Below are 13,027 nucleotides of genomic sequence, written 5' to 3'. Positions count from 1 at the left end.
CATCTGCACCTCATCAGGAATTGCAGGATTCACGCATCAATATGCCAGGTCCCTGCAATTCCCACAACACCATTTCCGACTCAAAGCCCCACTGTAGAAGGCTCCGCTGATTGTTCAGGGTCGACTAGGTATCGCAGCGCAACAGGACAGACATGGTCCGGCGATGGCGAGATGCCCCAATGGCTTAAACAGGCCATCAGTGCAGGACAATCTCTCGACCATTTTGCGATTGACGGAACGGCGTCGCCGGCGGCGTCTGCGATGCATCGAAAAATAGACTGGCGCGAAGACCCGTTTTCCGGTACACGACTGCAACGGTTCACTCTTCATATGGGCATGCCCGCTGATGCATGAATGCAGTGCGGGCGTGGCGCGCTTTCATTCGCAGCCCGGGCATGTCGACGCAATCGTCAACGCACACCGTACGGAGTCCGTATCGTAAATAGGGAAACTTTTCCGCGCAAACTAACAGCAGAAACTACACGAACGGGTCCAAGGCGGGAACTGACGCGTCCGCTTCGCGGCCGAAACGGGGCCGAAGAGCGGACGGCCAGGTCTCGGTACAGACAGAGCATGTTCGCTCGGAGCGGGAAGCCACGCCATCTGCTGCCGCTTCACAAAGCGCTTGCTGACCACCCGGTTGACCGCCGGCTCGACGAAGCCCATCGATCAGCGTGTCGACAGATGGCCGTTCGTCGCGGTCCGGCCATCCCTTGATCATTTGTTCGAGATTCTGTATCCACATGGCGAAGTGAAACCAGTCGAGTACCCGCTCGCCACAATCGCCAAAGTCGAGTTGCGCGCGGTGCACGGTGTCGTCGCCGTCGGGCAGGAAAGTTACCGGCCGGTCCGCGCCGACGCCTTGCCTTCGAACTCTCAAGGCGGCGGCCGACTGCGGCGACGCGTCTGCGGATTGTGGTGGCCGCGAGCGCGGTAACACCTCCTGCAGTACCCGGACGGTTAGCCCATACAAATTTAGACCGCAGATACTGCAGCTCCGGACTCGTCCACTCACGCAGGCAACTGGCCAATGGAAGTTGGCATTGACGATCTGGCCCGCGCGCATCAGCAACCGGCGTCGGACCACGCATTGGAAGGGCAAGCCTTGGCGGCGGGATCGAGGAGCGTGAACGGGTTGACCTCGGCCGGTTAGATGCGGCACACGCACGCGCGACGATGATAGGGCCGAGCGAAGATTTGGGCTCCCCAGAACGCTGCGAGGGCAACGTGCATTCCGACGAATGGCTCGCGCACGTGGTGAAGAAGGACGGCGAATCCGCTCTTCGTCAGCGACGCGGCGATCAACATCGCGCCGGGTTCATACCGCCCGATGCGCTCGCGCGACATGAGAGGGACACGTCATGTCGCCGATCCCGAAGTGAATAGGTCGCGGCATTATAATTTTCTTTCCCTACAACGACCTTCGACGCGATCGTGAGCGCAGACCACTCACGCGTACGGCGGGAACGGCAGTGGATACGGGGAGACCCATGATGCGGATCGTACGAACGGGAAAGAGGCGCCGTGCCTTTCTGTGCCAGTCCGGCGCAATGGCGTCCTCGGTCCTGCTGGGGGCATGGGATGCGGGGCGGGTGCTCGCCGACGAGCTATCACCCACGCTCGCGTGCGCGGACGATACGGAACAGACGCAGCAGCAAACGGAGGGGCCGTTCTTTTTGCCGAGTTCGCCTCAGCGTAGGTCGCTGCTCGAACCGGGGATTCACGGTACGAGGATTGTCCTGGGCGGCCGCGTGTTGTCCACGCGATGCGTCCCGGTGGCGAACGCGCTGCTTGACTTCTGGCACGCCGATGGTGACGGCGCATACGACATGGAAGGCTTCCGGATGCGCGGTCATCAGTTCACGGACGGTGGCGGACGCTACCGCCTCGAGACCATCGTCCCGGGCCTTTATCCGGGGCGCACGCGCCACTTCCATGTGAAGGTGCAGGCGCCGCGCCGGCCGATCCTGACCACACAACTCTATTTTCCCGACGAACCGCGCAATGGGCGCGATCTCCTGTTCGACAGAAGGTTGCTGATGACGGTCGACGACCGCGGCGACCGCAAGGTGGCGCGGTTCGACTTCGTAGTGAAGCTGGTGTAGCGCCAATTCTGCAAACGCAGGCAGGGCGCAGGCTGTGGTCCACTTCCCGTGAACTCCTGATCTGAATCATAAGGCGAAACACGAGAACGAACCCGCGACGGTTGTGGCGCCATTCGGATACGTCGATCTTTAAAGACATTGACGGATTGTTCGACGCCCGCCACCTTGATCGCTAGGTTATCGTCCCTTGTGTGCGTTGATACCTGCGTTACAAACGCAGTTTTCGAGACCTCGCTGAAATGATGGGCGAGCGCGGTCTGTCGGTGGACTGGCCCACACGACGATCATGCGCTGGGTCAAGCGCTTCACGCGAAAGGCTGCGATTCAGCGGACGCCGCGACCGGCCGGACGGGCGTCTCGGCGACACGTTTGGAACTAAAGATGGGAAATGGCCTGGCAGCGGTTCCTGTCGGGCCGAAAGCCTTTCCAGCACGCCAGTGCGCGCTCGGCCGTATCCTGAACAAGGTCGTCCGCCGCCCATGCTGGCTCGCGCAGTGCGCGCACAGCGCCGTAACTGCGGGAGCCACGAAATCACTTCCGCTTCGAAGTTCACCCGGCGTTAGCCGTCAGCGGTGTGCATCAATAGCCGCTGCTGCCACTCGTGCCGCTGCTGCTGGAGCCCGACGAGCTCGTGTCGCCGGTGGACTGACACGCAGTCATCGACAACGAGGCAACGCCTAGCGCCATGATCACGAACACCGTCAATACCGGTCTTGATACTTTCATGTAAAACTCTCCTGGACGGGTCGACGCGACTGATCGCGCGGCCATGTCCCATCTGAGCATTCCCTGAGCCCGTCTTACGCTTTGCAGTTTGCACGTCTGCACCGCGTTCTTACGCGGTGTGTTGTAAATAAGGGATCACGGCATCGTTTCACGTCAGCACAAAAATAGAACAACTGCGCGCACCGAATGCCGTACGGTTTCTCGTGTCGTCCGAATTCCCTTCGCGCGGCGCTGACAGGATGCCCCTAAAAAATGTAGTGTGCCCGTGTTCGCGCTCTTTTGACGACGCAAACCACCTAAAAAGGTGGAATCCGCATTTCAATGCCTGGCGGAAGGGGTCGCGCAGGATCTTGAATTGGTGCCGCTTTTGCAGAGCGTCCCGAGCAACCGCTGCTGGCCGCGCGCGTGTGAAATTAACGGCGTCGGCGGCCGTGGGCCCATTTACTGAATGTGCCACTTTGCTGCGGAATAGGGCAGATTGCCGGCGGTGATTAGCGCGTCTCCATCCTTGTCGGTGGATCTGGGTGTCAGGAATAGCAGCGTGCAGATGTTCTTGCCCGCTGCATCCTGTACCTGGACGCCGGGGTCGTCGGCGTAGTTCAATGTCCAGTTGCCCGAACCTGGAAAGCCCTGAAGGGTACCAACTGTTTGAGTCCAGCTGCCTGCCGCGAATATGTCGGTTGTTGTCAACACGACATACAGTTTCGGGTCCATAGGGGTACCCCGAACGTCGATGAACCTATCAAGCCTGATGTCCGCCACACTGGACCTCTGACACTTTTTGAAAGCGCGTACAAGACAAAGTTATAGTCTGCGGGCTGGTGTATGTCGACGATGCAACAAGCCGCCTGATGGCGCCGCATTTCACGCAGGCGGAATTGACCTTCAGCTACTTCGAGGCGGCGCGGATGTTCATCGAGCGCCATGGCAAGCCGGCGCGTTTTACATCGACAAGGCGAGCGTATGTCTCGGCAACGCCGGCGCAAGACTGGCAACAGCGTGACGCACGTCGGCCGGACGCACCGATCTTCGTTCATCCCGCTCACGGGTGGCCCGATGCAGCGAATTGAGGCAGGAATGGCAGGGAGTTCGCGGTTTTGACGGCGCGCGCCGATTCAGCGACACTCTCCGGCGGCTGCGGTCGACCACGTGATTGACCGTCGCGCCTCCTGAACGGGCCCGCGATTCAGGAGCCTGGTCGCCGGCCGCACCGACAATTTTTTTGATACATTGCCGACCGGGCCCGCAGCCATTGGAGGACAGGCCAACACGGAGCCAGACGGGCTGCCCGGCTGGACCATGGATATCGCCGACGCATGGCCCCGTATCTGTCAAAAAACATCAAGAAGGCAAAACGCGTGATTCCGGTCCGCTCCCTGTCTGGCCGCCTCCTGGCACGCCTTGGCTCACCCCGTGCGGTGATTGGCGGCGCTCTGGTGATCGCGTTCGCCATGCTGACCGTGTGTGCGGTGCTCCTGTATGACGGGCGGCAGGACGCCCTCGAGCACGCGCGCGACGCGTCACGCAATACGCTGTTAGTCATCGAGCGGGACATCCTGCGTAACGTTGAACTCTATGACCTGTCACTTCAGGCCGTTGTCGATGGCGTCGGACAGCCAGAGGTAATGGCGCTGCCGGCGCGGTTACGCGATGCGCTACTGTTCGACCGGGCCGCCACCGCGAAGGATCTCGGCTCCATGCTGGTCCTGGACGTCGCCGGAAACGTGCTGATCGATTCCCGTTCCGAGGTGCCGTCCCGCGTGAATCTGGCCGACCGGCGCTATTTCACGGTGCATCGGGACAACCCGGCCGCGGGTCTCTATGTCAGTGCGCCGCTGGTGTCGCGAATCCGCAAGGGCGACCCGATCATCGTGCTGAGCCGGCGCATCAACAATCCCGACGGTTCCTTTCGGGGCGTGGCGGTCGGCACCCTGAAGCTCGAATACTTCCGCAGGCTGCAGTCGGGGCTGAAGCTCGGGCCCCACGGCACGATGGCGCTGATCCATACGGACGGGCACCTGATCATGCGTGCACCCTACAACCTGCAGGTCATCGGGCGAGACCTGACGGGCACCGGACCGTTCTCGAAAATGATGGCCCAGCCCGAGGGCTCGTTTGAGGACCGGGCCTCCATTGATGGCATCCGCCGCGTCTATGAATTCCGCCACCTGCCGGGCCTGCCTCTGATTGTCGAGGTCGCACCAGCCGAACCGGACATCTACGCCGCCTGGCGGGAGCGGGCAATCCGGCTCGGCTCGCTCATGGCAGCGTTTGCCCTGAGCTTTGTCGGCGTATCCGTGCTGCTCGCCTCGTCACTGTCGCGCAGGGCGAAAGCCGAACTGATGCTGACGATGCTCTCGCGCACCGACAGCCTGACCGGCCTGAACAACCGCCGCGCGCTCGACGAGTTGCTGGATCATGAATGGCGCCGGGCCAGGCGCCTGGGCGGGTCGCTGTCGATCCTCTTTGTCGATATCGATCACTTCAAGCTCTACAACGACACCTATGGTCACCAGGCGGGGGACGACGCGCTCGCCACGGTGGCCCGTTGCATCTCCGAAAACATCCGGCGCCCGGGTGACAGCGCGGCCCGCTATGGCGGTGAGGAATTCGTGATTGTGCTGCCACATACGGACGCAGCGGGCGCGCTGGCGGTCGCCGAAGCGATCCGCAAGGCCGTGGCGCGGCTGGGTATTGAACACACGCCAGCCGCCCTGGGGCATGTCACGGTGAGCATTGGCGCCGCGACCTGGCGGGGGCAGGTCGCCGATACCGTGGCGTCAGTCATCCGGGCCGCCGACGACGCGCTGTACAGCGCGAAGGCCGGCGGGCGGAACAAGACCTTCGGCACAATTCTCGCCTGACGTCAGGGCCGCACCATGGTCCGACACCTGAGCGCCATGTGAACAATTGACGCCCGGGCCGCACCTGATGGCGATCTCTTCCTATCACATGACACCTTGGTGAAAGTTGTGCACAGAAAAAGTGGAAGAGCCTGTGGATAATCTGTCCGGGAACCCTGCAAACGTTTGATTGCACGCGGGATTGCTCCGATGCATCACGATATGACAACGGACACCGTCCATAGGCTGCACATGCGATTCAATGTACGGGAAGGCTACCGTCGGTGCAGTTTGGCAAAATTTGCCAAGAGTGATAGAGTGGTTTGCATGAGCACGATGAACATTTCCCTGCCGGATTCGCTGAAGGACTACGTCGATGAACAGGTCGGCGAGGGCGGCTACGGCACGAGCAGCGAGTACGTCCGCGAACTGATCCGAAAGGACCAGGATCGCAAGCGTCTGCGCGCGATGATCTTGCAGGGCGCGACGTCCGGCCTCGCAACGCCTGTCGACGCCAGCTACTTCGAATCGTTGCGCGCTCGCGTGCGTACTTCTCGCAAATGACGGCCAAGCCCGTCATCCTGACACGGCTGGCCAGGCAGGACGTAGAGGACGAGGTGACGCACTACCTCGTGGACGAAGGCTCGGAGCAGGCAGCGCTCGGATTCATCGCGGAGATCGAGCAGGCATACGAGCGTCTTTCCAGGCACCCCAACATCGGGTCTCCGCGTTACGCGTACGAGCTGGACATCCCGGGCCTGCGGTCGTGGCCGCTTGATCGCTATCCTCGCCTGATCTTCTATATTGAGCGCAAGGCTCATGTCGAAGTCTGGCGCGTGCTCAACGGCAAGCGTGATATTCCGGCGTGGCTGGACAGCGATGACGGTGAGATTCATTGACACCCTGTGCACGGCACCAGGCCCGCGAGCAGCCTTCACTGGCATCGCGGGCTTGTTCATTTGAACCACAGCGAAGCTAAAGAAATTCGACGTCGCGGACCACCTGACCGACGATGAGACCATCCGGCATTACCTCGATCAGACCTTCGAAGCGGGCGATCGGCGGGCGCGCCAGCTGGCGCTCAGCAACGTTGCTCGAGCTTTAGGCGTGAAGGAATTCACGCGCGGCGCCGGAATGACGCGCGAGGCCCTCAAGCGGGCGCGGTCACCTATTACCACCGTCGCCTTTTGGCGGGAACCTCGGATCGGCATTGTACATATGGCGCAGTCGGCGAGTGCGTACAGTCGGCTAGCAGCGGTCGTACCTATGCCAAAGGGGAGGCCTTATCGATCGGCGGCAACCGGCATTCGAGAGTTGGCCAAATAAAACTACCAACCAGATAATTCGGACTACCTATTGAATATTCGCGCTCGCCGCAATCCGTCGCGTTCACGTTGAAGCCGGTGCGATCGCCCCCGTGCCGATTTGAAGGCGGCGAGCACATGGATCGTAAGAGGAAGGGATTCTAAGGTCGACACCATGGTAGCCGTGGAGGGTCTGGGCATCTGCCAGAAACACAGTATGGCCGCGTCTGTGGCCGGTTGTTCGCATTCAACTGGAACGGGCGAGTTTCGACGATGATCGCGCATTCATGTACGTGAATCGGCATCATCTTTCGCGCCGTCTTTGCTACCGATCCTTTTCGCTGAACTCGACACCAAAATCAGTTATGCGCTGTCCGACGCGTCGTTAATGGACGCCACTCAGTGGCAGGACGAGACCGCCGTCTCAACAGGCTACGCGCCGTCCTGGCGGGAAACCACTGCCTGCATCTTCCGCACACCTACGATCTGCCGCTCGCTGCAAGCGTCAACACCCACCGACTCACTTTTCCAGGTTAGATAAACGCCTCCAGGCGCTCCGTCGACGATACGCCATACTGGCCGGTGGCAGGCGAAAGCCGATAAGACGATCACGGACCGTGTGCCATCGAGGCCGCACCACGCGGGGTCTCTGCTCGCGAAAATTATGGTGTGCTGTGTAGGAGACTGCACCAAGGCAGGCAGTCTGAAAATGTCGCCCGCGGCCCGGATTGCTTGCGATAACGGACTACACCACCTACGATGGCCGTGCACGTTTTGCCCGGCCTCGAATGGAGGTGCGTCATGGATACGTTCCAGTTGGACGGTCGCTGTACATGCGGTGCGGTACGGTACCGCCTGTGCAGCAGCCCCATGTTCGTCCACTGCTGCCACTGCCGCTGGTGTCAGCGCGAATCGGGGTCGTCGTTCGCGCTGAATGCGATGATCGAAGCCGACCGCGTGAAGCTTCTCGCTGGCACGCCCGAGATCGTGGTCACACCGTCGCAGAGCGGAAAGGGGCAGAAAATCGCCCGTTGCCCGATCTGTCATGTGGCGGTCTGGAGCCACTATGCAGGCCCGGGTGATGCAGTGTGTTTCGTGCGGGTCGGCACGTTAGATGACCCGGACCGCCTCCCTCCCGACATCCATATTTTTGTGTCCTCGAAGCAGCCGTGGGTGGCGCTCCCCGCCGGTACACCAGCTGTCGCCGGGTACTACTCCGCGAAGGACTACTGGCCCGAGGCGAGCCTGGCGAGGCGAAGGGAGTTGCAAGCCAGGCTGCAAAGATAGAGAGCGGATCCGGATGCGTCTAGTCGACGGAAACGCACAGCGAGGCTGTCCATTTCTCGAGGTTGAAAGGACGCCTGGTCCGGTTGAAGCCTCAGTACAGTAGGAAAAGCCGGCGCAAGCGGCCCGCGAAAAGTCCGATGTTTCCGAGGAACCTACCGGACGCGCGAGACGGCAGTGCCACACGACTGCCATGAGGTAATCCGAGCAGCAGCCAAGAACGGTCGCATCCGGGAGTCTGCGCGTTTTCGACCGGTAAATTTGGCTAGTACAAGTTGCAGTCACGGGGTATCCCGCACCAGGGCTGTGCAATCCGCGCTGGCATGTCGTGGCGGATAGGGCGTACGTCATGGCGCACCAATGGCACGAACGATGCAACACCTGGGTCACGCAACCATCGGTAGTGCACACGGACTGGTCATAGCTGCGGCGAAACGCACAGTTCATCGGAGCGTTAACCGAGTGTCGGGAGACCGTTATGGAGCTTCATCTACATTCCCATCATTTCACGCACCGCATGCCTGACTGGCGGGCGGCCGTCTGGGGAGGCCTGATCGCTGGCGCGGTATTTCTGGTGTCGGGTGCGTTTCTGATGGTGGTAGTGACAGGGCAGGATCCGAGGGTTCCGCCGCACATGATCGCAGCAATCATGCTGGGCCGCGGTGCATGGCAATCTCAGGCGGCGTTTCCTGTCGGCATCGTCATCGCGGCATTGGCCGTGCATTTTGGTCTTGCCATCCTGTTTGCCGTGATCCTGGGTCTGATCATTGCGTCATTCAGCCTTGACTCAAGCCTGACGATGGCGTCGCTCGTGGGCGTGGTTTTTGGAATTGTCATCAATCTGGTGAATTTCTATGGCATGACGCGGTTCTTTGCCTGGTTCGCGGACGCCCGACCATCATGAGTCGACAACTTCCTTCGTTTGGTGCAATACGCTCGTTGCTATCGTTGGTAGTGGGTGCGGGTCAACGGTTCAGCACGCACCGGTGCACCATGATGGCCGCTAGCATCCCTTTTCGCTGGCACCGACGTTGCTGATCGTGCTCGCGATCGCCGGGTGGTTTTTCGGCGCCGACGCGGCGCGCGGACAGCTGTTCGGGGAGGTTAACGGGCTGGTGGGCAATGACGCGGCGGCGGCCGTCCAGACCATCGTCGAGCACGCCCGCCATCCGAGCATGGCGGGCCCTGCCGCAGTGGTTTCGGCTGCACTGCTGGTAGTGGGCGCGTCGGCGACCTTTGCCTCGCTGAACACAGCGCTAAACGTGGTGTTTCCAGTCCCGACCCGGCACGGTGCCGCAAGCAACATTGCCTTGCTGCTCAAGATGCGACTGATTTCGTTCGGTCTCGTCATGGGGGTCGCTTTCCTGCTTGTCGTCTCGCTCGTACTGGATACGGTCATCAGTTTTGTCGGCGCAAAGCTGTTCGCCAATTCGCCGCTGATTGCCGTCGGCGAGATCGCACAGTTCGTATTCGGCATGATCGCGTTGAGCGCGGCCTTCGCTACTTTGATCAAGATGTTGCCTGACGCCCATGTGCGTTGGCGAACCGTATGGCAAGGCGCGATCGTGTCCGCGTTGCTGTTTTCCGGTGGGCGCAAGCTGTTCGCCCTCTATCTCACCCACGCAGGGACCGCCAACGCATTCGGCGCTGCGGGCTCGCTCGCGGCTCTGATGATGTGGCTTTACTTCTCCGCAGTGGTGTTGTTGCTGGGCGCCGAGATCGCTGCCGCGGTCAGTCACGCGAACAGCCAGTCGACCGTCGTCCCAGACCATGTTGCGCATGAGAATCGCACGCTTTCCAGCGAATCACCGCGCGCCCGGCTACGTAATGGGGGATCTGCCATCTCCGACCTGGCGAACGGAGAGCGGTACGTCAGGAATCTGGTGACATGGGGGTTGATGTTGTGTCTGAAACATCGTTCGAAGGCGGCCGTGCTGACTCTGAGAAAAATGCTGCCGCATCGCGTGTATCGGAGGGCAGACGGATTGGTCTTGTTGCTCAACAGCTATCACGAACCGATCGGTGCGGATGACGCGTTCGGACCGGTCGATTTCGACGCGTCAGCGTTCGCTACCCTGAGTGTCTCCAGCGTGATACGGCCGGCCTATGGAGCGTTGGATGGCACTCCCGACTGCTTCTTTAGCGCCGCGAATGAGCCCTGGCTATCCCGACGTGATGCGGAGGAATACGTGTCGCGAATTGAGGAATGTCTCGGAATTCGATTACCCGCGGATGCTGCGTTCTCGCGATCGGCGGCCTTGGCTCGATTCGAGCGCGAGCGCGCCGCGCTCTTCCGACTCGCTCACAAGGAAGCCTCCGTTCCGCAACGTTCAGAGCCATCGCGTCGGACGGCGCGGTTATGGCGGCCGTGACAGTTGTTGGCGTCAAAACTGTCACCGCTGAATGATCAACACTGTGAGAGTGAGTTCGCGTGCGTCGAGTGAACCACGGTGAACGATTGGGACTCCATCGTCATTCCGGGCCTTCCGGCTACTCGCCAGCGCGCGGTGCAGGGATTGCCGACTGTGACTTTCTCCGCAGTTTTGCCTGAGCGTTGCCCTATAAACAGGAAAGGAAGACCAATACAAAAACCTGGGATTCCGATAACCCAAAATGAGGATAAGCAGTATCCGCCTATGCGCTATTCATTAGGTCTTCGGAAAGCGACCAGAAGACTATGTTGCCCGCACACCCGACTCCGACGCCGTGGGATGAATTCCTGAAAGACACGTTCTACATGATGGGCAGAAGTCCCGGACCACATGGCATCCGATGACAACCCTGACGAAGAAAACGGTTTCGATGTCTGCGCGACTGAATGCCCGGCGAGTTCAAGCTTCCGTACACAACTCAGAGTACTGCGTTATATCGATCGCTAGCCGGAATACGAACCTTTCCCCGTCACTTGGCGTCCATGGCTCGAACGCACGACGGTCGGACTTCCTTACCAGATAGCGATTCTGGTTGCTACAACATGCTTCCAGCTGAGTGCGACCATCGTCGTGGATGAATACAGCCTTCAAACTGGCTTGCGAGACCGACCGGGAATAAAATAGCCCGTCTCGTCGACACGACGGAAATCGCCGAGCGGCGAGCGTCGCAAGAAGGAATCAAGATTCGGTCGATATGAAGCGACGTTTCTGCGCGGTGAGTGAGGCCAAAAGAGTTGCGGACGTCGCATATGCCTCCTTGCCGCTTTCTGAACGCAGGCTGAAGGCTAACAACAATGTAACCCAGACCAATGTCCAGCACTGCCGTTCTTCTTGTGGTCGCCCTGGTGTCATGCGTCGCGAGCGCCGCCGTGCTTGGCAGCCTCGCGCGTCATCGCATTGCGGGTCTTGAGCGATGGCTCGCTGCGCACTGCATTTTATTTGTCGCATTCGCTGTGCTTGTTTCAGGGCGCGGTCATTACCCGCCACCGATCGTACTCACTGCCTGTACCTGCGTTCTTGCGGCCGCAGTGCTGATCCTGCAAGGCTGTCGTCGCTTTGCCGGTCATCCGGCTATCCGGAGGTATGAGTACCTTGGCCTGGCTGTGTCAGTCGGCGCGGTGTTTTATTGGGCTGTGTTTGCGCCCAATGAGAACGCGCGAGCAGCTGTGATGTCGGGCGTACTCGGCTATGCACGAATGGCCGTAGGCTGGACCATCTGGAATTCCCGCACGGTGCGTCGGCGTCAGTACGGGCACTGGCTGGTCATTCTGGCCGCGGCTGCAGGCACCGTGGTACATGCGTCGAGAGTCGTTCATTGCATTTTCTTCGCCAGTCCGACGGCAAGCGTTCTACAGCCGTCGTCATGGAATATCTGCTTCATCTCAGCCGGCATCCTTTCGCTGCTATTACTTTCCATCGGCCTCGTCATGCTGGTGAACGACAGTCTCGTGGACCATGCGCAACGCCTCGCAACAGTCGACGAGCTGACCGGTCTGCTGGCACGACGCGAACTCCTGTTGCGCGGAGGCGAACTTTTGAAAACGGCCCTTTCTTCGCGTTCGCGGCTCTCGATTGCCATCATTGATCTCGATGACTTCAAGGTCATCAACGATCGGTACGGGCATCCGGCCGGTGACCGCGTCCTCCAGAACTTTGCGATTGATGTGTCCCGTCAGCTTCGTCGTACAGACCTTTTCGGGCGACTCGGTGGGGAAGAATTTGCAATTTTCTTCCCGCAGACTGGACGGGAACAGGTCGCCGGACTGATTGAATCCGTTCTGTCGTCGGCCGGCGTTAGCTCAACACACGAAGATGAGCCTTGCTGGAGCTTCAGTGCCGGTATCGACGAATGCCGTTCTGGCGATACGCTCGGCGACCTGATAAGTCGCACCGACGCAGCGCTGTATCGCGCGAAGCGGAACGGGAAAGGGCGCGTTGAACTGGCAAGTTCCGATTCCCTAACTGCGGCGTGATACTTCGCGACAGGCCAAGCGCTTCCTGGAAGCGCTAGCCCGCCTTGCGCCGAGGGTAAAGTTTCACCTGTCTCCGTCGATATATCGACGGAGACTTCGCCTAAGTGAATTGGGTCAAGGCATGTCATTCGCCTGTCCTGGCGTCCATCTTCCCGCTTACCTGGTCCTATACAATCCAGCGGGTCCGTGGAGACTGAGGCAATAAAGTGCCTGCGGGCCAGGTCGCTTACACCTTGAGGTTGACCCGGTTCGACGGACAGATTTGCAGTCAGCAATTTGATGTGATCTGGCCTCCGTTAAGCGTTGAGTCGCGGGTTGTCCACGGGCGGGCGGCGGGTCGCCCCTCACGACCATGACGCT

General features: G+C 60.4%; 10 protein-coding genes and 6 pseudogenes. 12 read left to right on the top strand and 4 right to left on the bottom strand.

The window, feature by feature from the left end:
* The first annotated feature begins 171 nt into the window (after nt 1–171).
* Complete coding sequence (locus VSR68_RS42155) at nt 172–354, top strand: hypothetical protein (RefSeq protein ID WP_428983718.1); 183 nt, start codon at nt 172–174, stop codon at nt 352–354.
* 207 nt (nt 355–561) lie between these two features.
* Here the strand turns inward: VSR68_RS42155 and VSR68_RS42150 are convergent.
* Nucleotides 562–1,142: pseudogene (locus VSR68_RS42150) on the bottom strand (hypothetical protein); the annotation flags it as partial.
* 348 nt (nt 1,143–1,490) lie between these two features.
* Between VSR68_RS42150 and VSR68_RS42145 the strand changes: the two are divergent.
* Complete coding sequence (locus tag VSR68_RS42145) at nt 1,491–2,105, top strand: intradiol ring-cleavage dioxygenase (protein ID WP_342945328.1); 615 nt, start codon at nt 1,491–1,493, stop codon at nt 2,103–2,105.
* Between the two features lie 179 nt (nt 2,106–2,284).
* A pseudogene (locus VSR68_RS42140) lies at nt 2,285–2,412 on the top strand (IS6 family transposase); the annotation flags it as partial.
* Nucleotides 2,413–2,507: 95 nt separating this feature from the next.
* Here the strand turns inward: VSR68_RS42140 and VSR68_RS42135 are convergent.
* The 3 genes and pseudogenes from VSR68_RS42135 to VSR68_RS42125 all read right to left on the bottom strand — a co-directional run.
* Nucleotides 2,508–2,658: pseudogene (locus tag VSR68_RS42135) on the bottom strand (sigma factor); the annotation flags it as partial.
* 26 nt (nt 2,659–2,684) lie between these two features.
* A complete protein-coding gene (locus VSR68_RS42130) occupies nt 2,685–2,831 on the bottom strand; it encodes a hypothetical protein (protein WP_342945327.1) in 147 nt (48 codons plus the stop codon).
* Between the two features lie 441 nt (nt 2,832–3,272).
* Complete coding sequence (locus VSR68_RS42125; RefSeq protein ID WP_342945326.1) at nt 3,273–3,545, bottom strand: hypothetical protein; 273 nt, start codon at nt 3,543–3,545, stop codon at nt 3,273–3,275.
* Between the two features lie 104 nt (nt 3,546–3,649).
* On the opposite strand from VSR68_RS42125, the pseudogene VSR68_RS42120 reads away from it, so the two are divergent.
* From VSR68_RS42120 to VSR68_RS42085, 9 genes and pseudogenes are all read left to right on the top strand, one after another.
* A pseudogene (locus VSR68_RS42120) lies at nt 3,650–3,795 on the top strand (ISNCY family transposase); the annotation flags it as partial.
* A 352-nt stretch (nt 3,796–4,147) separates the two neighbouring features.
* Nucleotides 4,148–5,695: a diguanylate cyclase gene (locus tag VSR68_RS42115; RefSeq protein ID WP_342945325.1), complete on the top strand. Its 1,548-nt coding sequence runs from the start codon at nt 4,148–4,150 to the stop codon at nt 5,693–5,695.
* 306 nt (nt 5,696–6,001) lie between these two features.
* Nucleotides 6,002–6,238, top strand: a complete 237-nt coding sequence (locus tag VSR68_RS42110; RefSeq protein ID WP_342945324.1) for a type II toxin-antitoxin system ParD family antitoxin — start codon at nt 6,002–6,004, stop codon at nt 6,236–6,238.
* On the top strand, nt 6,235–6,573 hold the full coding sequence (locus VSR68_RS42105; protein WP_342945323.1) for a type II toxin-antitoxin system RelE/ParE family toxin: 339 nt from the start codon (nt 6,235–6,237) through the stop codon (nt 6,571–6,573). The genes VSR68_RS42110 and VSR68_RS42105 overlap by 4 nt, the downstream gene beginning before the upstream one ends.
* A gap of 85 nt (nt 6,574–6,658) precedes the next feature.
* Nucleotides 6,659–7,000 (top strand): annotated as a pseudogene (locus VSR68_RS43015) (DNA-binding protein); the annotation flags it as partial.
* 779 nt (nt 7,001–7,779) lie between these two features.
* Nucleotides 7,780–8,265 carry a GFA family protein gene (locus VSR68_RS42100; protein WP_342945322.1) on the top strand — a complete coding sequence of 162 codons (486 nt, stop codon included), beginning with the start codon at nt 7,780–7,782 and terminating at the stop codon, nt 8,263–8,265.
* A gap of 475 nt (nt 8,266–8,740) precedes the next feature.
* A complete protein-coding gene (locus VSR68_RS42095; RefSeq protein ID WP_342945321.1) occupies nt 8,741–9,166 on the top strand; it encodes a hypothetical protein in 426 nt (141 codons plus the stop codon).
* Nucleotides 9,163–10,049: pseudogene (locus VSR68_RS43010) on the top strand (YihY/virulence factor BrkB family protein); the annotation flags it as partial. The gene VSR68_RS42095 and the pseudogene VSR68_RS43010, both read left to right, overlap by 4 nt.
* Before the next feature lie 1,454 nt (nt 10,050–11,503).
* Nucleotides 11,504–12,667: a GGDEF domain-containing protein gene (locus tag VSR68_RS42085; protein WP_342945320.1), complete on the top strand. Its 1,164-nt coding sequence runs from the start codon at nt 11,504–11,506 to the stop codon at nt 12,665–12,667.
* The last annotated feature ends 360 nt before the right edge of the window (nt 12,668–13,027 follow it).

The sequence above is a fragment of the Paraburkholderia phymatum genome, assembly GCF_038900715.1.
Classification (GTDB): Bacteria; Pseudomonadota; Gammaproteobacteria; order Burkholderiales; family Burkholderiaceae; genus Paraburkholderia; species Paraburkholderia phymatum_A.
This window is presented reverse-complemented; position numbering and strand designations above follow the sequence as displayed.